At 72.1% G+C, this 19064-nt stretch carries 21 protein-coding genes and 1 tRNA gene; 10 read left to right on the forward strand and 12 right to left on the reverse strand.

Annotation, left to right across the window (positions count from 1 at the left end):
- The gene (locus ACIQ5Y_RS06005; RefSeq protein WP_403875402.1) at nt 1-912 is read right to left on the reverse strand and encodes an SMP-30/gluconolactonase/LRE family protein; all 912 of its coding nucleotides are present in this window, start codon (nt 910-912) and stop codon (nt 1-3) included.
- A 107-nt stretch (nt 913-1019) separates the two neighbouring features.
- Here ACIQ5Y_RS06005 and ACIQ5Y_RS06010 point away from each other — a divergent pair, with 107 nt between their 5' ends.
- The 9 genes from ACIQ5Y_RS06010 (at nt 1020) to ACIQ5Y_RS06050 (ending at nt 10421) form a co-directional block, all read left to right on the forward strand.
- Nucleotides 1020-1454, forward strand: a complete 435-nt coding sequence (locus tag ACIQ5Y_RS06010) for an Lrp/AsnC family transcriptional regulator (protein ID WP_384586491.1) — start codon at nt 1020-1022, stop codon at nt 1452-1454.
- Nucleotides 1451-2350 carry a DUF2797 domain-containing protein gene (locus ACIQ5Y_RS06015; RefSeq protein ID WP_403875405.1) on the forward strand — a complete coding sequence of 300 codons (900 nt, stop codon included), beginning with the start codon at nt 1451-1453 and terminating at the stop codon, nt 2348-2350. Before ACIQ5Y_RS06010 ends, ACIQ5Y_RS06015 begins: the two co-directional genes overlap by 4 nt.
- Nucleotides 2351-2443: 93 nt before the next feature.
- A complete protein-coding gene (locus tag ACIQ5Y_RS06020) occupies nt 2444-2782 on the forward strand; it encodes an antibiotic biosynthesis monooxygenase family protein (protein WP_403875408.1) in 339 nt (112 codons plus the stop codon).
- The gene (locus ACIQ5Y_RS06025) at nt 2766-3647 is read left to right on the forward strand and encodes an amidohydrolase family protein (protein WP_403875411.1); all 882 of its coding nucleotides are present in this window, start codon (nt 2766-2768) and stop codon (nt 3645-3647) included. The genes ACIQ5Y_RS06020 and ACIQ5Y_RS06025 overlap by 17 nt, the downstream gene beginning before the upstream one ends.
- A gap of 67 nt (nt 3648-3714) precedes the next feature.
- Nucleotides 3715-4482 carry a response regulator transcription factor gene (locus ACIQ5Y_RS06030; protein WP_403875414.1) on the forward strand — a complete coding sequence of 256 codons (768 nt, stop codon included), beginning with the start codon at nt 3715-3717 and terminating at the stop codon, nt 4480-4482.
- 80 nt (nt 4483-4562) lie between these two features.
- Complete coding sequence (locus tag ACIQ5Y_RS06035; RefSeq protein ID WP_403875417.1) at nt 4563-6053, forward strand: sensor histidine kinase; 1491 nt, start codon at nt 4563-4565, stop codon at nt 6051-6053.
- Between the two features lie 25 nt (nt 6054-6078).
- The gene (locus ACIQ5Y_RS06040) at nt 6079-7347 is read left to right on the forward strand and encodes a glycosyltransferase (protein ID WP_403875419.1); all 1269 of its coding nucleotides are present in this window, start codon (nt 6079-6081) and stop codon (nt 7345-7347) included.
- A complete protein-coding gene (locus ACIQ5Y_RS06045) occupies nt 7344-9596 on the forward strand; it encodes an ArnT family glycosyltransferase (protein ID WP_403875421.1) in 2253 nt (750 codons plus the stop codon). Before ACIQ5Y_RS06040 ends, ACIQ5Y_RS06045 begins: the two co-directional genes overlap by 4 nt.
- 180 nt (nt 9597-9776) lie before the next feature.
- Entirely contained in the window at nt 9777-10421 is a 645-nt protein-coding gene (locus ACIQ5Y_RS06050) for a TetR/AcrR family transcriptional regulator (RefSeq protein WP_403875424.1), read from the forward strand.
- Here the strand turns inward: ACIQ5Y_RS06050 and ACIQ5Y_RS06055 are convergent.
- Together ACIQ5Y_RS06055 and ACIQ5Y_RS06060 are read right to left on the reverse strand one after the other, a co-directional pair.
- A complete protein-coding gene (locus tag ACIQ5Y_RS06055; RefSeq protein ID WP_403875427.1) occupies nt 10418-12058 on the reverse strand; it encodes an MDR family MFS transporter in 1641 nt (546 codons plus the stop codon). The genes ACIQ5Y_RS06050 and ACIQ5Y_RS06055 overlap by 4 nt on opposite strands.
- A gap of 14 nt (nt 12059-12072) precedes the next feature.
- Nucleotides 12073-12492, reverse strand: a complete 420-nt coding sequence (locus ACIQ5Y_RS06060; RefSeq protein WP_403875430.1) for a MarR family winged helix-turn-helix transcriptional regulator — start codon at nt 12490-12492, stop codon at nt 12073-12075.
- Between the two features lie 119 nt (nt 12493-12611).
- Here ACIQ5Y_RS06060 and ACIQ5Y_RS06065 point away from each other — a divergent pair, with 119 nt between their 5' ends.
- A complete protein-coding gene (locus ACIQ5Y_RS06065; RefSeq protein ID WP_403875433.1) occupies nt 12612-12851 on the forward strand; it encodes a hypothetical protein in 240 nt (79 codons plus the stop codon).
- A gap of 13 nt (nt 12852-12864) precedes the next feature.
- On the opposite strand, the gene ACIQ5Y_RS06070 is transcribed toward ACIQ5Y_RS06065, so the two are convergent.
- From ACIQ5Y_RS06070 to ACIQ5Y_RS06110, 9 genes are all read right to left on the reverse strand, one after another.
- Nucleotides 12865-13674 carry a hypothetical protein gene (locus ACIQ5Y_RS06070; protein ID WP_403875436.1) on the reverse strand — a complete coding sequence of 270 codons (810 nt, stop codon included), beginning with the start codon at nt 13672-13674 and terminating at the stop codon, nt 12865-12867.
- Nucleotides 13675-13745: 71 nt separating this feature from the next.
- Nucleotides 13746-14588 (reverse strand): RNA polymerase sigma factor SigF, encoded by an 843-nt coding sequence (locus ACIQ5Y_RS06075; protein ID WP_403875439.1) that lies wholly within the window; start codon nt 14586-14588, stop codon nt 13746-13748.
- Between the two features lie 231 nt (nt 14589-14819).
- A complete protein-coding gene (locus ACIQ5Y_RS06080; protein ID WP_403875442.1) occupies nt 14820-15752 on the reverse strand; it encodes an RNA polymerase sigma factor SigF in 933 nt (310 codons plus the stop codon).
- A 237-nt stretch (nt 15753-15989) separates the two neighbouring features.
- Nucleotides 15990-16151, reverse strand: coding sequence for a hypothetical protein (locus ACIQ5Y_RS06085; RefSeq protein WP_365172386.1), 162 nt, complete (start codon nt 16149-16151; stop codon nt 15990-15992).
- Between the two features lie 384 nt (nt 16152-16535).
- Complete coding sequence (locus ACIQ5Y_RS06090; RefSeq protein ID WP_403875446.1) at nt 16536-16865, reverse strand: hypothetical protein; 330 nt, start codon at nt 16863-16865, stop codon at nt 16536-16538.
- Between the two features lie 383 nt (nt 16866-17248).
- Nucleotides 17249-17333 (reverse strand) — tRNA-Ser (locus ACIQ5Y_RS06095).
- Nucleotides 17334-17411: 78 nt separating this feature from the next.
- Nucleotides 17412-17891 (reverse strand): tRNA adenosine(34) deaminase TadA, encoded by a 480-nt coding sequence (gene tadA, locus ACIQ5Y_RS06100; protein ID WP_403875705.1) that lies wholly within the window; start codon nt 17889-17891, stop codon nt 17412-17414.
- Nucleotides 17892-17899: 8 nt separating this feature from the next.
- Nucleotides 17900-18448 carry a hypothetical protein gene (locus tag ACIQ5Y_RS06105; RefSeq protein ID WP_403875450.1) on the reverse strand — a complete coding sequence of 183 codons (549 nt, stop codon included), beginning with the start codon at nt 18446-18448 and terminating at the stop codon, nt 17900-17902.
- Nucleotides 18449-18813: 365 nt separating this feature from the next.
- Nucleotides 18814-19002, reverse strand: a complete 189-nt coding sequence (locus tag ACIQ5Y_RS06110; RefSeq protein ID WP_384748521.1) for a hypothetical protein — start codon at nt 19000-19002, stop codon at nt 18814-18816.
- Between the last annotated feature and the right edge of the window lie 62 nt (nt 19003-19064).

A 19064-nucleotide genomic window follows, 5' to 3' on the forward strand; every position in this document is an offset into this window, starting at 1 on the left:
TTACAGGACCCGCGGTAGACCCGTCACGGACATCACCATCGAGTACAGCGAGGTGGTGGCCGTGATGAAGACGCGGTTGTTCTTGGGACCTCCGAAGGTGAGGTTCGAGACCGGCTCTGGGACGCGGACGCGCCCGATCAGGGTGCCGTCGGCGGCGTAGCAGTGGATGCCGTCTTCCATCGCTGCCGCCCAGAGCCGGCCCTCGTCGTCGAAGCGAATGTTGTCGACCCGCGGGCAGACGGCGAAGACCCGGTCGCCGGTGAGGCTGCCGTCGTCCGTGACCTTGAAGGCGCGGATGTGGCCGGCGCGGGTGTCGGCGGCGTACAGCTCGCTCTCGTCCGGGGAGAAGACGAGGCCGTTGGGGCCGAGGAAGCCGTCGGCCACCATGCGGACGGAGCCGGTCTCGGGGTCGGCGCGGTAGAGGTTGCAGGCGCCGATCTCGCTCGGTGCCCGGTGGCCCTCGTAGTCGCTGGTGATGCCGAAGTCCGGGTCGGAGAACCAGATGGAGCCGTCCGAGCGGACGACCGCGTCGTTGGGGCTGTTGAGTCGCCTGCCGTCGTAGCGGTCGGCGATGACGGTGAGGCGGCCGTCCGGTTCGGTGCGGGTGACGCGGCGGTTGCCCTGTTCACAGGTGATCAGGCGGCCTTCGCGGTCGATGGTGTTGCCGTTGGAGTGGCCGGCCGGGGAGCGGAAGACGGAGACCGCACCGGTGGCCTCGTCCCAGCGCAGCATCCGGTCGTTCGGGATGTCGCTCCACACCAGCTGTCGCCAGGCCGGCAGGTAGAGCGGGCCTTCGGCCCAGCGGCAGTCGTCGTAGAGCCGTTCCAGTCGGATGTCGCCGTTGGCGCAGCGCCCGGTCTGGAATCGGTCGTCCAGGATCTCGTACAAGGTGAGGTCGGCTATGGCAGACATCATTCCCCCTGAGAGCAGATTGCCGAATTCTGTTCGGCGTGATGTTGAGATTGCAGGATCCGGTACCGTCTTCGCAAGGGCCGACGTGCCCATGAGAGGAACTTCGCGTGGACGACATCGACCGGGCGCTCGTCCTGCGCCTGCAGCAGGACGCGGGGCAGTCGTATGCCGCTCTTGGTACGGCGGTCGGGCTCTCGGCGGGGGCGACCCACGAGCGGGTCCGCAAGCTGCGCGAGCGCGGGGTGATCCGGCGGACCACCATCGACGTCGACCCGGCCGCGGTCGGCAGTGGGGTCCTGGCCTATGTGATGGTCGACTCCAACGCGTGGATGGGCGAGTCCGCCCCGGACTTCGCGGCGATCCCCGAGATCCAAGAGGCGCACATCATCGCGGGCAGCGCTTCGGTGATGGTCAAGGTGCGAACTGCCTCGACGGAGGGGCTGCAGGACGTCCTGCGGCGGCTCTACGGCATCGAAGGGGTCAGCGGAACGCACGCCACCGTCGTCCTGGAGACCTTCTTCGAGCGGCCGCTCCCCCTGTGACCTGGTGGTGTACCGGGATCCGGTGGAGCGGGGGCCGGCCGGCCATCGGGTGGTACGGCGAGGGGCGCGGGGAGCGGGTGAGCGGGCTCGTCCACGGGCAGCGACTGGCCTTCGTCGCACGCGGGGAACGGCACTGCCTCGGTGTGCGGCGGGCCGGGAAGCGGACGGAGTGCCCCACCGCCGCCACCGTGCCGGGGCGGGCGGGGAACGCGCAGTGCCCCGAGTGCGCCCGGCTCGACCGGTCGTTCTCGGTGGCGGCCGACACCAATGCGGCCGATCCGCGCACCTATCGGGTCTACCTGGCCTGGTTCGGGCCCGGCCTGGTGAAGGTCGGCATCACCGCCGAGGAGCGGGGATCCGTCCGGTTGCTGGAGCAGGGGGCGGTGACCTGGGCGTGGCTGGGGCGGGGGCCGCTGATGGCCGCCCGGCGAACCGAGGAGTTGCTGAGGGTGGCGCTCGGGGTGCCGGACCGGATCGCGTACGCGCGCAAGCGCGGGGTGCGGGCGCACCTGCCGCCGGCTTCCGAGCGGGCCCTGGAGGTAGCCGAGTTGCATGCGCGGGCGGCGGAGCCGGCGGGCTGGCCGGACTCGTTGGAGCGGCTCGCGTGCGAAGTCGTCGACCATGCCGGGGTGTTCGGGCTGGACGGGTGGGCCGGATTGCCCGTACCGGCCCGGGTGGTCACGGAGATGGTGCCCGGCGGGGCCGTCGCGGGCACGCTCGTGGGCGCGGCCGGGCCCGATCTGCACCTCGCGGACGGGCTCGTGGTGGACACCCGCCTGCTGGCCGGCTGGGAACTCGTGGCTCCGGAGGCCGGAGCGGGTGTGCGGGCCGTGGTGCCGGTGGCGGAGATCGCGGCTCCCCCCGACCCGGCGGCAGGGCAGGACGGGCTGTTCTGAGGGACGCGGGGTTGGTCAAAACTTGGATCCCTTTGGGGTCGCGGGGACTTTTGCGGTGGACATGCCGGGGGAGGTCCGCCGAGGGTGGTGGGCATGAGCATTCAGCCGGTACAGGCCTTTGAACCGCCCTATGTCATGGCCGTTTTCAGCAACGTCCGCACCGACGACGCCAGCGGGTACCCCGAGACCCTCACCCGGATGAACGAGATCGTCCGCGCCAATCCCGGCTTCCTCGGCTACGAGTCCGCGCGTACCCCGGGCGGGCTCGGGATCACCGTCGCGTACTTCCGCGACCACGAGGCCCTGGCGGCCTGGCGCCAGGACCTGGAACACCAGGCGGCCATGAAGCAGGGCCGCGCCGATTGGTACGAGAGCTACACCCTGCACGTCGCGACCGTCGAGCGGAGCCACGGCTTTGACCGCAACGCCTGAGGCGGTCCGGGCCTTCCGGGAACGGCTCGGGCTGCCCGGACTGGTCGACGTCCACACGCACTTCATGCCCGAGCGGGTCCTGGACAAGGTGTGGGACTACTTCGACGCGGTGGGCCCGCTGACCGGTGTCGAGTGGCCCATCGTCTACCGGCACGAGGAGGAGCAGCGGGTCGCGCTGCTGCGGGAGTTCGGAGTCCGGGCCTTCACCGCCATGCTGTACCCGCACAAGCCGGCCATGGCCGCCTGGCTCAACTCCTGGTCCGCCGACTTCGCCGCCCGTACCCCCGACTGCCTGCACACCGCGACGTTCTTCCCGGAAGACGGCGCGGGCCCGTACGTCCGGCAGGCCGTCGAAGCGGGGGCGCGGATCTTCAAGGCGCACATCCAGGTCGGCGCGTACGACCCGAACGACGACCGGCTGGAGCCGGTGTGGGGGCTGCTGGCCGAGGCCGGGATCCCCACGGTGATCCACTGCGGCTCCGGGCCCGTCCCGGGCAAGTACACCGGGCCCGAGCCGATCGCCCGGCTGCTGGCCCGCCACCCGCGGCTGCCGCTGGTCATCGCCCACATGGGCATGCCCGAGTACGCCGACTTCCTCGACCTCGCCGACCGGTACGCCGAGGTCCGCCTGGACACCACGATGGCCTTCACCGACTTCGCGGAGCAGTTCAGCGGTTTCCCGGCCAGTGAGCTCGGGCGGCTCGCGGACCTCGGTGACCGGATCCTGTTCGGCACCGACTTCCCGAACATCCCGCACCCGTACGAGCACCAGCTCCTCGCCCTCGAACGGCTCGGCCTGGGCGACGACTGGCTGAGGGCCGTCTGCCACGACAATGCCGCCCGGCTGTTCGGGCTCGACCCCTGATCCGTTTCTCAGGGAATTCACAGGAAGGGGCAAGAAGGCTCTCAGAGGCCCGGGACAGCGTAGGGGTATGACTGCGACGACCAGCTTCCACGCGTCCACGTCCACCAGCAGCCCCACGACCCTGGTGCGGCCCGACGGAGGGCCCTGCCGGGTGCTCGTCGTCGACGACGAGGCCTCGCTCTCCGAGCTGCTGTCCATGGCCCTGCGCTACGAGGGCTGCGAGGTCCGCAGCGCGGGCGACGGGGCGGGTGCGGTGCGGGCGGCGAAGGAGTTCCGGCCGGACGTGGTGGTCCTCGACATCATGCTCCCCGACATGGACGGACTCGCCGTCCTCGGACGGCTGCGCCGGGAGATCCCCCAGGTCCCCGTACTGTTCCTGACCGCCAAGGACTCCGTCGAGGACCGCATCGCCGGTCTCACCGCGGGGGGCGACGACTACGTCACCAAGCCCTTCAGCCTGGAGGAGGTCGTGGCCCGGCTGCGCGGGCTGGTCCGGCGCTCGGGCGCGGCGCAGGCCGCCCGCGGCGGTTCGGTACTCGCCGTCGGCGATCTGCGGCTCGACGAGGACAGCCACGAGGTGGTGCGGGACGGGCGGGAGATCCACCTGACCGCCACCGAGTTCGAGCTGCTGCGCTACCTGATGCGCAACCCGCGCCGCGTGCTCAGCAAGGCGCAGATCCTGGACCGCGTGTGGTCCTACGACTTCGGCGGCCAGGCCAACGTGGTCGAGCTGTACATCTCCTACCTGCGCCGGAAGCTGGAGAGCGGCCCCGGCCTCGCGCCGATGATCCACACCCGGCGCGGCGCCGGTTACCTGATCAAGCCGGCCGAGTAGTGGCCGTCCGCCCCAAGCGGCCCCGGCCCCGGCCCCGGCCTCGTCCGCGGCCGCGTCCGCGGCGCCGCCGTCCCTGGTCGTTGCGGACCCGGCTGGTCGTCTCCGCGGTGGCGCTGATCGCCGTGGTGGGCGCGGCCATCGGGACGGTCACCACCCTCGCGCTGCGTTCGTACCTGGTCGGCAAGGTCAACGAGCAGCTGCGGATCTCCGTCGACATGGCCACGCGCCCCGTGCCGGGCAAGACGATCGGTTACGTGAGGTCCGTCGTCGGCGGCCCCGGTACCCCGCTGGGCAGTGTCGGGTTCCGCGTCGATTCCGACGGCAAGGTGTTCGAGGCCGACCGGATCGTGCGCCGCGCGGACCTCGAACCGGAGAACCACCAGCCCCTGAGCGAAGCCCAGATCGCCGTCCTCCGCAAGGCCGTCCGCACGGCGGACCAGGGCCGCGCCGAACCGGTGGACCTGGACGTGCCGGGGATCGGGGCGTACCGGGTGCTGGCCGCGCCCGACGGGAGCGCCGTCCTCGGCTTCCCGCTCGCCGAGGTCGACTCCACCGTGCGCACCCTGGTCGTGGTGGAGGTCTGCGTCACGCTGGCCGGGCTGATCGCCGCGTCCCTCGCGGGGCAGGTCCTGGTCGGCGTCGCACTGCGCCCGCTGCGCAGGGTCGCCGCGACGGCCACCCGGGTCTCCGAACTCCCGCTGCACAGCGGCGAACCCGTCCTGCACGAGCGGGTCCCCGACGCCGACCCCCGCACCGAGGTGGGCCAGGTCGGCGCGGCCCTCAACCGGATGCTGGGGCACGTCTCCTCCGCCCTCACGGCACGCCAGCAGAGCGAGACGCGGGTGAGGCAGTTCGTCGCCGACGCCAGCCATGAGCTGCGCACCCCCCTCGCCTCCATCCGGGGCTATGCCGAACTGACCCGCCGCGGTCGGGAGGAGCCGGGCCCCGACACCCGGCACGCCCTGGGCCGGATCGAGTCGGAGGCCACCCGGATGACCGGCCTGGTCGAGGATCTGCTGCTGCTGGCGCGGCTCGACGCCGGCCGCCCGCTCGACGCCGGGGACACCGTCGTCGACTTGGCGCCGCTCGTGGTCGACGCCGTCAGCGACGCCCGTGCGGCCGGGCCCGAGCACCATTGGCGGCTGGACCTGCCGGAGGAGCCCGCGCCCGTACGGGGTGACCCGGCACGGATCCAGCAGGTGCTGGTCAACCTGCTCGCCAACGCCCGTACGCACACCCCGCCCGGTACCACCGTGACCGCCCGTGTTTCACGTGAAACATCCCAAGGCGCGCTCCAGCTGCGGATCGAGGACGACGGGCCCGGGATCCCGCCCGCCCTGCTGCCCCACGTCTTCGAGCGGTTCGCCCGCGGCGACGCCTCACGTTCTCGCGCGGCCGGCTCCACCGGGCTCGGTCTCGCCATCGTCCAGGCCGTCGTCACCGCCCACGGAGGGCAGGTCGACGTGGCGAGCGAACCCGGGCGGACCCGCTTCGAAGTCCTGCTGCCGCAAGCCCCCGAGGGGGCGGTCACGGACTCACAGCCCGGACACAGGCTCAGCACACATCGGTGACAGGGCGCCCGGCGAGTGTCGGATCATGCCAACCGACACCTCTCCCGGGGCCCTGCCGGCGCGGGCGCCCCTCGCGCCCGTGCCCGGCCGGCCCGTCCTCGACGTGGTGATCCCGGTGTTCAACGAGGAGAAGGACCTCGGCCCCTGCGTGCGCAGGCTGCACGAGCACCTCACCCGCACCTTCCCCTACCCCTTCCGGATCACCGTCGCCGACAACGCGAGCACCGACCGCACCCCCGAGGTCGCGGCGGCGCTGGCGGGAAGCCTGGACGGCGTACGGAGCGCCCGGCTGGAGGAGAAGGGCCGGGGCAGGGCCCTGCGCACCGTATGGTCGGCCTCCGACGCCCCCGTTCTCGCGTACATGGACGTGGACCTCTCCACCGACCTCAACGCGCTGCTGCCGCTGGTCGCCCCGCTGATCTCCGGTCACTCCGACCTCGCCATCGGCACCCGCCTCGCCCGCTCCTCGCGGGTGGTGCGGGGAGCGAAGAGGGAGTTCGTCTCCCGCGCCTACAACCTCCTCCTGCGCTCCTCCCTCGCCGCCCGCTTCAGCGATGCCCAGTGCGGGTTCAAGGCCATCCGGCGGGAGGTCGCCGAGCGGCTGCTGCCGCTGGTGGAGGACTCCGGCTGGTTCTTCGACACCGAGATGCTCGTGCTCGCCGAGCGGGCCGGGCTGCGGATCCACGAGGTACCCGTGGACTGGGTCGACGACCCCGACTCCACCGTCCACATCGTCCGGACCGCCACCGAGGACCTCAAGGGCGTCTGGAGGGTCGGCAGGGCGCTGGCCGTCGGCGCGCTCCCGCTGGACCGGCTCGCCCGCCCCTTCGGCGACGATCCGCGCGACCGCGCGGCCCTGCCCGGGGTGGACGGCGGGCTGGCCCGCCAGCTGCTCGGTTTCTGCGCCGTCGGGGTCCTGTCCACCCTGCTCTACCTGCTCCTGTACTCCGCGTTCCGGGCCGGGACCGGCCCGCAGCTCGCCAACGGCGCGGCCCTGCTGCTCTCCGCCGTCGCGAACACCGCCGCGAACCGGCGGCTCACCTTCGGTGTGCGCGGCCGGGACCGGGCCGTGCGCCACCAGGCCCAGGGCCTGGTGGTGTTCGCCATCGGACTCGCGCTGACCAGCGGCTCCCTCGCCGCCCTCGGCGCGGCCACCGCCGATCCCGCGCACGGCACCGAGCTGGCCGTGCTGATCACCGCGAACCTCGCCGCCACCGTGCTGCGTTTCCTGCTCTTCCGCGCCTGGGTCTTCCCCGAGCGCCGCGACACCCCCGTGAAGGACGACATTCGATGACCACGGCCGCACCTCCGCTCCACCCCGTCCCCGAGGCCCGGCCGCACACCGGCCGGCACGCCGTCGACAGGCCCGGCTGGGAGCGGCCCGCCTTCGCCGGGCTGCTGATCGCCACCGCCGTACTGCTGCTGTGGGACCTGGGCTCCTCCGGCTACGCCAACTCCTTCTACTCCGCGGCCGTGCAGGCGGGCAGCGAGAGCTGGAAGGCGTTCTTCTTCGGGTCCTCGGACGCGGGCAACTCGATCACCGTCGACAAGCCGCCGGCCGCGCTGTGGCCGATGATGCTGTCGGTCCGGCTGTTCGGGCTCGGTTCCTGGCAGATCCTCGTTCCACAGGCCCTGATGGGCGTCGGTACGACGGCCGTGCTGTACGCCGCGGTGCGCCGCCAGTTCGGTCCCGGTGCGGCGCTGCTCAGCGGCGCGGCCTTCGCGCTCACGCCGGTCGCCGCCCTGATGTTCCGCTTCAACAACCCCGACGCGCTGCTGACCCTGCTGCTGACCGTCACCGTGTACTGCGTACTGCGCGCCCTCGACGGGGCCCGTACGAAGTGGCTGGTCTGGGCGGGTGTCGCCGTCGGCTTCGCCTTCCTGACGAAGACCCTGCAGGCCTTCGTCATCCTGCCGCCGCTCGCCGTGGTGTACGCGGTCTGCGCGCCGACCCGGCTGCGCAGGCGGCTGGGCCAGCTGCTGCTCTCCGGGCTCGCGATGGTGGCGGCTGGCGGCTGGTGGGTGGCCATCGTGGAGCTGTGGCCCGCGTCCTCCCGCCCGTACATCGGCGGTTCGCAGAACAACTCCTTCCTCGAACTGACCCTCGGCTACAACGGCCTGGGCCGGATCAACGGCAACGAGACCGGCAGCGTCGGCGGCGGCATGCGGACGGGCGGGGCCGGCGGCGCCGCCTACGGGCTGCCCGAGGGCGGGCCGGGCATGGGGGCCGGAGGTGGCGGCTGGGGAGAGACCGGCATCGACCGGCTCTTCTCCGGGAACATCGGCGGTCAGATCTCCTGGCTGCTGCCTGCGGCCCTGGTGCTGCTGGTCGTCGGACTCGTGGTCACCTGGCGGGCCCGCCGGGCCGCCGATTCGCTGGAGGGCATGGCCCGGGCGGCGTTCCTGGCCTGGGGCGGTGCGCTGCTGATCACCGCGGTGGTGTTCAGCTTCATGCAGGGCATCTTCCACGAGTACTACACGGTGGCACTGGCGCCGTTCGTGGCAGCGCTGGTCGGCATGGGCGTGGCCGTGCTGTGGGAGGAACGGGGCAACAAGGCCGCCGTGTTCACCCTGTCCGGGGTGCTGGCGCTGACGGCGGTCTGGTCGTGGGTGCTGCTGGGCCGGGCCACCGGATACCTGCCGTGGCTGCGCTGGACGGTGCTGGTGGCGGGCCTGCTGGTGGCGGCGGCGCTGCCGTTCGCCGGGGTGCTGGGGCGCCGGGGCGTGCAGGCTGTGGCGGCGGTCGGCCTGGGCGCGGCGCTGGCGGGGCCGTTCGCGTACTGCATGACGACCGTGAGCACCGGGCACACCGGGTCGATCGTGACCGCCGGGCCGGCGGTGGCGGGCGGCCGCGGCGGACCGGGCGGGATGCGGTTCGGCCCGGTCGGCGAACTGGCCGCGGGAGGCCCCGGAGGCGGCCCGGGCGCCATGGCGGGCGGGATGCCGCCCGGCGGAATGGCTCAGGGCGGTCCCGGTGGTCAGGGAGGCATGCCCCAGGGCGGCATGCCGCAGGGCCAGGGCCAGGGCCAGGGCCAGGGCCAGGGGCAGAGTCAGGGCCAGGGCCAGGCCACGGGTGGCACGGACGGGCGGGCCTTCGAGCGCTTCGGCGGTGGTCAGGGTGGTCAGGGCGGTCCCGGCGGCCTGCTGAACGGCGCCCAGGTCGGAGCCGAGGCGAAGGCGGCCCTGCGGGCCGACGCAGGCAAGTACACCTGGGCGGCGGCCGCGGTCGGTTCGCAGAACGCGGCGAGCTACCAGCTGGCCTCGGGCAAGCCCGTCATGGCGCTCGGCGGCTTCAACGGCAGCGATCCCTCGCCGACGCTGGACCAGTTCAAGAAGTACGTGGAGGAAGGGAAGATCCACTACTTCATCGCGCAGGGCGGCACGACAGGAGCCACCGAGGGCGGCGCGCGCTTCGCCGGCGGCGGTCCGGGTGGCGGCACCAGCACGGCCATCGACAGCTGGGTCAAGGCCACGTTCAAGGCCACCACGGTCGGCGGCGCCACCTTCTACGACCTGACGGCCCCGGTGTCCGCGACCTCCTGATCAGGCGCCACCCCTGCGGCTCGTGCACGTCCGCCGGTCCCTCCGGGCTCCGCCCGGGGGGACCTGGTGTGTCCGGGCCGAGGAGCTCCGGTCCGGCCCGACCGACCCGACACCCCCTAGCATCGAGAGGGCGGACCGGGCATTCCGGGCTGATCCACCTGTCATGAGGAGGGTGCCTCCATGATGACCGCGGCCGATTCCGGTGAGATCCGGGCCAGTGTGTGGCTGGCCGACAGGTCCGCCGCCCCCGCGAGACGCCGCAGCGAGGCACCCTCCGGGCTGGACCGGGAACGGATCACCGCGGCCACCGTGCGGCTGCTCGACACCGAGGGGCTGGCCCGGTTCTCGATGCGGCGGCTCGCCGCCGGGCTCGGGGTCACCGCGATGTCCCTGTACTGGTACGTGGACACCAAGCACGATCTGCTCGAACTCGCCCTGGACAGCGCCCTGGGCGAACTCGCGCCCCCGACCGGGTCCGAGGGGTCCGACGGCTGGTCCGGGCGGCTGCGGGCGCTGGCCCGCGGGTACCGGAGGGTCCTGGCGGACCACCCCTGGGTGGCTCCGCTCACCGCCGCCTACCCGAACATCGGCCCGCACGCCCGGGCCTTCGACGCCGACCTCCAGCGGCTGCTGGACGCGACCGGCCTGACGGACACCGCCCGGACCGGCGCCCACCTGGCCGTCTCGCAGTTCCTGCACGGCTGCGGGGGCACGGTCCGGCGGCCGCCCGAGGGCGACTTCTGCCTCGCGCTCGACGTCCTGATCGCGGGCATCGAGGCGAAGGCCGCCGGTCAGGCGCCTCTTCCGGATCCCGACAGACCCTAGGCCCGCAGGGAGGCCGCCTCGGAGGCCGGCTCCGCGGAAGCCGCCGTCGGGGCGTGGGCCGCCGGCTTCGACTTCAGCGCGACCTCCTTGATGAACAGCACCAGCACGAGGGAGAGCAGCGCGAACGGGGCGGCGTACAGGAAGACGTCGCCGACGCCGTGCCCGTACGAGGACTCGACGACCGTGCGGATCGGCGCGGGCAGCTTGTCGAGGTCGGGGATCCCGCCACCGGCGGTGCCGCCGTGACCCATGGCCGCCGCGGCCTTCGGGCCGAGCGCGGCGATCCCGTCCTGGACGTAGTGCGTGACCCGGTTGGCCATCACCGCACCCAGCGCCGAGACGCCCATCGCACCGCCGAGCGAGCGGAAGAACGTCACGACCGAGCTGGCCGCGCCCAGGTCCTCGGGGGCCACCTGGTTCTGGGTGGCGAGGACCAGGTTCTGCATCATCATGCCGAGACCGAGGCCCGTCAGCGCCATGTAGATCGCGATGTGCCAGTACGGGGTGTCGTACCGCAGCGTGCCGAGCAGCCCCAGTCCGGCCGTCAACAGGACGCCGCCGGAGACCAGCCAGGCCTTCCACTTACCGGTCTTGGTGATCACCTGACCGGAAACCGTGGAGGAGACGAAGAGCCCGCCGATCATCGGAATGGTGAGGATTCCGGACATCGTGGGGGACTCGCCGCGGGCCAACTGGAAGAACTGGCTGAAAAACACGGTCCCCGAGAACATCGCGATGCCCACGAAGAGGGAGGCCGCCGAGGCGAGGCTGATGGTCTTGTTGCGGAACAGCCGCAGCGGGATGATCGGGTCGCTCGCGCGGGACTCGACGAGGACGAAGAGCAGGCCGAGCAGCACCGCGCCGCCGGTCATCGTCCAGGTCTGCCAGGAGATCCACTCGTAGGAGTCGCCGGCCTGCGTGACCCAGATCAGCAGCAGCGAGACGGCGCCGCTGATCAGGAAGGCGCCGAGCCAGTCGACCTTCACGTCACGCCGGACGACGGGCAGGTGCAGCGTCCGCTGGAGCACGATCAGCGCGATCACCGCGAAGGGCACGCCGACGTAGAAGCACCAGCGCCAGCCCAGCCAGTCGGTGTCGGTGATGACGCCGCCGAGCAGCGGGCCGCCGACGGTGGCGACGGCGAAGACCGCGCCGAGGTAGCCGCTGTACCGGCCGCGCTCGCGCGGCGAGATCATCGCGGCCATGACGATCTGGGCGAGCGCGGACAGGCCGCCGACGCCGATGCCCTGGACCACGCGGCAGGCGATGAGCGTGCCGGTGTTCTGCGACAGGCCGGCGACCACGGAGCCGAGTACGTAGATCACCAGGGATATCTGGACCAGCAGCTTCTTGCTGAAGAGGTCGGACAGCTTGCCCCACAGCGGGGTCGCGGCCGTCATCGACAGCAGGGCGGCGGTGACGACCCAGGTGTACGAGGACTGGGTGCCGCCGAGGTCGCTGATGATCTGGGGCAGGGCGTTGGAGACGATCGTCGAGGACAGGATCGCCACGAACATGCCGAGCATCAGCCCGGACAGCGCCTTCATGATCTGCGGGTGGGTCATGGACGGGGTGTCGGGGGTGGTGCCGGAGGCGGTGGTGGACGTGCCGCCTGTCGGCTTCTCCGTCGTGGCCATGTGTTTCCTTTGGTCTAGAAGCTCGATCGGAGTCGGGCCAGCAGGGTGTTGAGTACGTCGATGTCCTCGGCGGACCAGTCGGCCAGTGCCTTCTCCAGCGCGGCCGTGTAGCGGGCTCCGAGCTCGGCGAGGAGCGCGTGCCCGGACGGGGTGAGCCGCAGGATCCGGCAGCGCCCGTCCCCCGGGTCGGCCTCCCGCGCGATCCAGCCGCGTTCGGCGACGTGCGTGACGTGCCGGCTGGTCACGGAGATGTCGACGGCCATGAGCTCGGTCAGCCGGCTCAGCCGCATCTCGCCGTGCCGGTCGAGGACGGTGAGGACGGCGGCCGCGCCCGGTGGGCAGTCGGGGGGCAGGACACGGGCGAGGTCGCGCTTGACCGCGCCGATCCCGGTGAGCCGGCGGGCCAGCTCCTCGTACCGAGTGGTGGTGGTCACCGCACGCCCTCCCCATCTTGTTGCTTCAAGCAACCATAGAAGCAGATGGTTGCTACAGGCAAATGAATCCTTGGGGTGGGGCGGTAAAGGAATCGGAAAACCCGCTAGGGTCCTGACCCATGGCTGCGAACCACACCTCACAGGGCCCCGAGGGCGACTACGACCCCGCGGGCAGCACTCAGATGTTCCGGGCCTTCGTGGAGGAGGCCGCCCCGGTCTCGCAGACGGGGGCCGGCTCCCGTCGGCAGCGCCGCGAGGCGCAGGCGCAGGAGCGGTCCGGGACCCCGGTCGCGAAGATCGCGCTGGTGATCGCGCTCGTCGTCATGATCGGCGCGGCGGCCTGGGTCGTCCTGCACTGACGGCCCCGAGGCCTCAGTTCCAGGTGGCGGTGACCTTCCGGGTCTCCACGTGCATGCCCAGCGGCACCCGCCAGGCCTCCACGCACACCGTGTAGACCTGCGTCTTCGAGCTGCCGCCCGCGATGGGCGCGGGCAGGGCCTGGGTCGTGGTGATCGTGGCCCAGTCGACGCCGAGGGCGCCGATGATGTGGGTCGCGAAGCTGACCGTGCCCGAACGTGCCTCCGTGGTACCGGTGTTGGTGAAGGTCACGGTGACCCGCTCGCACCAGCGGTCGCCGGCGGCCGACCGGGTCGGCGTGGACAGCGTCAGCTTCGCGGGGGTCGTGGGCGGCGCCGGAGGTGTCGTGCCGGGCTTCGTCGGCGTGCCGCCGCCCGAGCCCGTGCCGCCGCCCGAGCCCGTGCCGCCGCCCGAGCCCGGTGTGCCGCCCGGCCCGGACGGGGTGCCGGGGGCGGTGGTGGCCGAACCCTGGCCGGGGGCGGTGCCGGGGGCGTTCGCGGAGCCTCCGGGGGCGGCGGGTGCCGCTCCGCCCGGGGCGGAGCCGCCGGGGGACTCGGACCCCGCCGGGCCGGTCGACGTACCGGCCGACGTACTGGCGGAAGCGGAGGAGCTGCCGGCCGCCGACGGGCCGCCGAGCTGCTGGAACTCCACGGCGCCCTGCGGCGCCACGTTGTCGCCGGCCCCCCGTTCGGGCCCAGGGGCGGCGGCGCCCACGGCGATGTATCCGTCCCGCGCCGGGCCCCCGCAGCCGGTGAGGGCGGCGACGGCCGTGCAGCACAGGGCGAGGAGGGCGGCCGGGGCGGCCGTACGGGATCCCGTTCGCATCGCGCCAGTTTTACTGACGCTCCGTCAATTGGGAACCCGCGCGGCTCGATCCGACCCGGACCCGCCCCGCGTCACTCCCCGATGAGGCCCGCCCGCAGCTGCGCCAGCGTGCGCGTCAGCAGCCGGGAGACGTGCATCTGGGAGATGCCGACCTCCTCGCCGATCTGCGACTGGGTCATGTTCGCGAAGAACCGCAGCATGATGATCTGCCGTTCCCGGGGCGGGAGTTTGGCGAGCAGCGGCTTGAGGGACTCGCGGTACTCGACGCCTTCGAGCGCGGTGTCCTCGTAGCCGAGACGGTCCGCGAGCGAGCCCTCGCCGCCCTCGTCCTCCGGGGAGGGCGAGTCGAGCGAGGAGGCGGTGTACGCGTTGCCGACGGCGAGGCCGTCGACGACGTCCTCCTCCGAGACCCCGAGCACGGCGGCGAGCTCCGGCACGGTCGGCGACCGGTCCAGCTTCTGCGCGAGCTCGTCGCTGGCCTTGGTCAGCGCGAGGCGCAGCTCCTGGAGCCGGCGCGGGACGCGGACGGACCAGGAGGTGTCCCGAAAGAATCGTTTGATCTCGCCCACGACGGTCGGCATCGCGAACGTCGGGAACTCCACGCCGCGTTCGCAGTCGAAGCGGTCGATCGCCTTGATCAGGCCGATGGTGCCGACCTGGACGATGTCCTCCATCGGCTCGTTGCGGCTGCGGAAGCGGGCCGCCGCGTACCGCACGAGCGGCAGGTTCAGCTCGATCAGGGTGTCGCGTACGTACGCCCGTTCGGGGCTGTCCAGGTCCAGGGTGGCAAGTCGCTGGAAGAGGGAGCGGGAGAGAGTGCGGGTGTCGATGGCTTCCGAGCGGTTGGACACTGCCGGCGGCGCCGTGCTCTTGACGAGCGTGAGCACCTTGGAGCTGCCCTGGTCTACGGACATGCCACCCCCTTGAGGTCGCGGACGGTCGCGTACTGCGCGCCCGTCGGAGGAACGCAGCCTCCACCTGAATACCGGAGGCGGGGCTGCGGCAAACGCGGTTCCAGCAGAATGTCACATGTCGGCAACGCGCTGTAGCGCCATATCGACATATGTCTCCAGCGACAGAACAGGTCAGAGGGGGATCAGCCCGTTCTGTCGGGAAAACGGGCGGATGATCTCCACCCGTTCCGGTTACGCCTCGATCCTGTTTGCGGATCGCAGTCGGGCGAAGCTGCGGGCGAGCAGCCGGGAGACGTGCATCTGGGAAACGCCCAGCTCGGCGCTGATCTGGGACTGCGTCAGATTGTTGTAGTACCGCAGGAGCAGGATCCGCTGTTCGCGCTCGGGCAGTTGTACGAGGAGATGGCGTACGAGGTCACGGTGTTCGACCCCGGCCAGCTCGGGGTCCTCGTACCCGAGGCGGTCGAGCAGCCCGGGCATCCCGTCGCCCTCCTGGGCGGCCTCCAGCGAGGTCGCGTGGTAACTCCGCCCGGCCTCGATGCAGGACAGCACCTCGTCCTCGGTGATGCGCAGCCGTTCGGCGATCTCGGGGGTGGTCGGGGTGCGGCCGTGGAGGGTCGTGAGGTCCTCGGTGGCGGCGTTGACCTGCACCCACAGCTCGTGGAGGCGGCGCGGGACGTGCACGGTCCGTACGTTGTCGCGGAAGTACCGCTTGATCTCGCCCACGACGGTCGGCATCGCGAAGGTCGGGAACTGCACGCCCCGGTCCGGGTCGAAGCGGTCGATGGCGTTGATCAGGCCGATGGTGCCGACCTGGACCACGTCCTCCATCGGCTCGTTGCGGCTGCGGAAGCGGGCGGCCGCGTAGCGCACGAGGGGGAGGTTGGCCTCGATGAGGGCCCCGCGCACCCGGTTGTGCTCGCTGGTGCCCGGTTCCAGGGCCTTCAGCTGCCCGAAGAGGACCTGGGTGAGGGCCCGGGTGTCCGCGCCCCGGCTCTGGGTCCGCTGGGCGCCGGGGGTGGGCGCGGCCGTCGCCGGGGTGGTCGCCGGGGGCGTCGCGGGGGGCTCGTCCTGCTGCGGCGGGACCTGGGGGTCCGGGTGGGCCTGCTGGACCGGGTGGTGGGCCTGGTGGGCCTCTTGCTGGGGGTCCTGCTGGGGTGGCACCTGAGGCGCTGTACTGGCCGGCACGGTCACGCCACCCCTTCAGTCAACTTCAGTCAACGCATCCGTCAAAAGCGGTCATAGCATCACAAGAGATGTGCACTGTGTGCAAGCACCGTATATCGCCGTGTTGAGGGCAAGTTGGGCATATCGTGGCATTCCATCCGGCTGCGGGTACGCAAAAAACCCCCACCCGTCGGAGTGGGGGCCGGAAGTCCGGGAACGGCCTCAGCGTACGGGTCAGCGCACCAGTTCGGTCATGAACTCGCCGATGCCGGAGGCTGCGTCCGATATCCCCTGGAAGCCGATTTCCACGATCTCGGCGGCCCTCTTCGGCTGGGTGATGATGACGAAGAGGACGAAGACGGTCAGGGCGCTCGTGATGAGCTTCTTGGTGTCCACGGGCGCACGGCCTCCCCAACCGGTCCTTTGTGAGTCGGGTGAGTCTAACCGGTCAGGATTGGGCACTCACCTGTCCTTTAAGGACCAATGACCCGGTGGGACGGGCCCTTTGCCGCTGGGGCGGCCTCCGTGCGGGGCGCATGCTTGTTGTGAGCCCACCGGTTCTGGCAGGAAACCGGTGGGTGAGGGACAGGGCCTCACTGCGGGGTCCGAGCCGCAAGCTTCCCCCTGACTGCGGCCCGGGTCGGCAGGTTCCGTCCTCAACGGGGGAAGTGGCTTGTCCCCCCGATGCCACTTCCCCCGTCCCATACGTCGAAGGTCCCGGCCCCCGCGGTCGGGGCCTTCTTCGTGTGCGCCTGTCGTCGACCCGCCGTTCCGTACGTCCTATTCGATGCCGCCGGCCAGGTCCGCGATGGGCTGTACGGGCGCGATGACGGGTGCCAGCTGGTTCGGCAGCTCCATCAGCTGGTTGAGCTGGTTCGCGCCCTCGCTGAGCTTCGCGCCGATCTCCTGGACGGAGGCGGGCTGCGCGCCGGCCGGCATGCCGGGGGCGGACGTCGGCAGGTCGGGGAGCGAGAGGGGCGAGATCGGGGCGTCTGCGGCGGAGGCGGCGGGAGCGGCGAGGCCCGCGGCGGCCCCCGCGAGGGCGATGGCGGCGAGCATGCGCTGGGTCTTGGTCATGCCGTGACAACGGCCGAGGGGGCGGGCGGTCACGCCGTTGTCCTCCGGACAGGCGGGCGGTTCCCCCGGGGGCGCGGGCCGCGGGCGGGTGCGGCGCCGTTGCCGGGGCTCTGCCCCGGACCCCGCGCCTCAAACGCCGGCGGGGCTGGATTTGGGGCGCTGCCCCCGGATCCCCGCGCAAACGCCGGTGGGGCTGGATTTGGGGCGCTGCCCCCGGATCCCCGCGCAAACGCCGGCAGGGCTGGATTTGGGGCGCTGCCCCCGGATCCCCGCGCAAACGCCGGCAGGGCTGGATTCGGGGCGCTGCCTCCGGATCCCCGCGCCTCAGGCGCCGGTGGGGCTGGATTCGGGGGGCGGATTCGGGTTCCGGTACGCCGAGAGCCCCGTCCCTTGCGGGGCGGGGCTCTCGATCGGAGCGGTAGTGGAGGGATTTGAACCCCCGATGGGTTGCCCCATACTCGCTTTCGAGGCGAGCTCCTTCGGCCACTCGGACACACTACCGAGATGGATCCTAGCCTACGGAGCGGCATCCTCTGAAATCGGCGTCCGGCGAGCGTGCCAAACCGGGTGAAAACCGCATCAGAGGGTGCGGAAGAACTCCGTCAGCTGCCGGGCGCACTCCTCCGCGAGGACGCCCCGGACCACCTCCGGCCGGTGGTTGAGCCTGCGGTCCCGTACGAGGTCCCACAGCGAGCCCGCGGCGCCCGCCTTGTCGTCGTCCGCGCCGTAGACGACCCGGGCGACGCGCGACTGCACGAGCGCGCCCGCGCACATCACGCACGGTTCCAGGGTCACCACGAGGGTGCACCCCGGAAGGCGCCATTCCCCGAGCGCTGCCGCCGCCCGCCGCAGCGCGACCACCTCGGCGTGCGCGGTCGGGTCGCCGGTCGCCTCGCGCTCGTTGTGGCCCGTGGCGAGGAGCTCCCCCGCCGGGCCGAGCACGACGGCGCCGACCGGCACGTCGCCGGCCGGCACCGCCAGGGCGGCCTCCTGGAGCGCGAGGCGCATGGAGTCCCGCCAGGGATCCCGTACGGGATCCGGAGTGTGCGCGTCCTGCATGTGGATCACTAGCGGACGGCCTCCAGGACCTCGGTGGCGCCGAGGGACTCGGCGATCTCCGAGAGAGCGTCCCCGTCGAGGGTCATCAGCTGCTTGTTGGTCACCCCGAGGTCGTCCAGCAGCCTGGGGTCACCGAGCGGACCGGCCGGAACCGGCTCCGCGCCGCTCCCGCCCGTCTCGTCCTCGTCGGCGTCCTCGTCCGCGTAGGCGGACACGGAGTCCTCCTCACCGTCCTCGGTGCCGTCCAGGTCGAGCTCGTCGAGTTCGTCGTCCTCCTCGTCGTTGCCCAGCAGCTCTTTGGTCAGCATCGAGCCGTAGGAGCTGCGGGCGGCCGCGGCGGCGTTCGATACGAAGTACCGCGGGTCCTCCTCGCCGTCCACGCGGACGACGCCGAACCAGGCGTCCTCCTGCTCGATGAGGGCGACCACCGTGTCGTCGTCGACAGCGGCGGAACGGGCGAGATCGATCAGATCACTGAGGGACTCGACGTCGTCGAGTTCCATGTCGCTCGCTTCCCACCCGTCTTCGGTGCGCGCGAGCAGTGCGGCGAAGTACACCGTGACTCTCCCACTGGTCTTAGGCGTGCCGGTTGGAGGTCCCCCCGGCCGGAGGTTGGGGCGGAACGGCTGTGGTGCGTCGTGCGGTGCTGCGTTGCCGTCCGTGCCCCGCCCAATCGGCATCGTGGCAGAAACGGCGGCTTTGCGAGAGGTCTTCCGCGCTTGCGTCGTGCCGTGGCGCCTCCCGGCTGGGGTTGCGGGCGGGTCCGCGCCGGGGCGTGTCGTCCGTGTGCGGCGCCGTTGCCGGGGCTCTGCCCCGGGCCCCGCGCCTCAAACGCCGGCGGGGCTGGATGGGGCCGGCGGGGCTGGACGGGCCGGACGGGGGGCGGGGCCGGATCTCGTGTCACCAGCGGCCGGATCTCGTGTCACCAGCGGAAGGTGCGCATGCGCATCTGCTGGCGCATGCGGGCCGCGCGGGCGCGGCGGGGCTGGACCCGGTCGCGCAGTGCGCGGGCCTCCATCAGGTCGCGCAGGAACTGCGCTCGGCGCGCTCGGCGCTGTGCGGCGGTCTCCGGCGGTTCCGCCATGTCGTCGCTCGGCTGCGTGTCGGGCATCGGCCACCACCCCGTGCTGGTCGGTCGTCCCCCTCGCACCCACCTTCCCCCGAACAGCCCGT

The organism is Streptomyces sp. NPDC096339 (assembly GCF_044762985.1).
Lineage (GTDB): Bacteria > Actinomycetota > Actinomycetes > Streptomycetales > Streptomycetaceae > Streptomyces.

Coding starts and splice junctions, on each gene's coding strand:
- ACIQ5Y_RS06005 (WP_403875402.1), bottom strand. CDS start 912: ATGTCTGCCATAGCCGACCTCACCTTGTACGAGATCCTGGACGACCGA.
- ACIQ5Y_RS06020 (WP_403875408.1), top strand. CDS start 2,444: ATGAGCATTCAGCCGGTACAGGCCTTTGAACCGCCCTATGTCATGGCC.
- ACIQ5Y_RS06030 (WP_403875414.1), top strand. CDS start 3,715: ATGACTGCGACGACCAGCTTCCACGCGTCCACGTCCACCAGCAGCCCC.
- ACIQ5Y_RS06040 (WP_403875419.1), top strand. CDS start 6,079: ATGCCAACCGACACCTCTCCCGGGGCCCTGCCGGCGCGGGCGCCCCTC.
- ACIQ5Y_RS06045 (WP_403875421.1), top strand. CDS start 7,344: ATGACCACGGCCGCACCTCCGCTCCACCCCGTCCCCGAGGCCCGGCCG.
- ACIQ5Y_RS06050 (WP_403875424.1), top strand. CDS start 9,777: ATGATGACCGCGGCCGATTCCGGTGAGATCCGGGCCAGTGTGTGGCTG.
- ACIQ5Y_RS06055 (WP_403875427.1), bottom strand. CDS start 12,058: ATGGCCACGACGGAGAAGCCGACAGGCGGCACGTCCACCACCGCCTCC.
- ACIQ5Y_RS06065 (WP_403875433.1), top strand. CDS start 12,612: ATGGCTGCGAACCACACCTCACAGGGCCCCGAGGGCGACTACGACCCC.
- ACIQ5Y_RS06070 (WP_403875436.1), bottom strand. CDS start 13,674: ATGCGAACGGGATCCCGTACGGCCGCCCCGGCCGCCCTCCTCGCCCTG.
- ACIQ5Y_RS06075 (WP_403875439.1), bottom strand. CDS start 14,588: ATGTCCGTAGACCAGGGCAGCTCCAAGGTGCTCACGCTCGTCAAGAGC.
- tadA (WP_403875705.1), bottom strand. CDS start 17,891: ATGCAGGACGCGCACACTCCGGATCCCGTACGGGATCCCTGGCGGGAC.
- ACIQ5Y_RS06110 (WP_384748521.1), bottom strand. CDS start 19,002: ATGCCCGACACGCAGCCGAGCGACGACATGGCGGAACCGCCGGAGACC.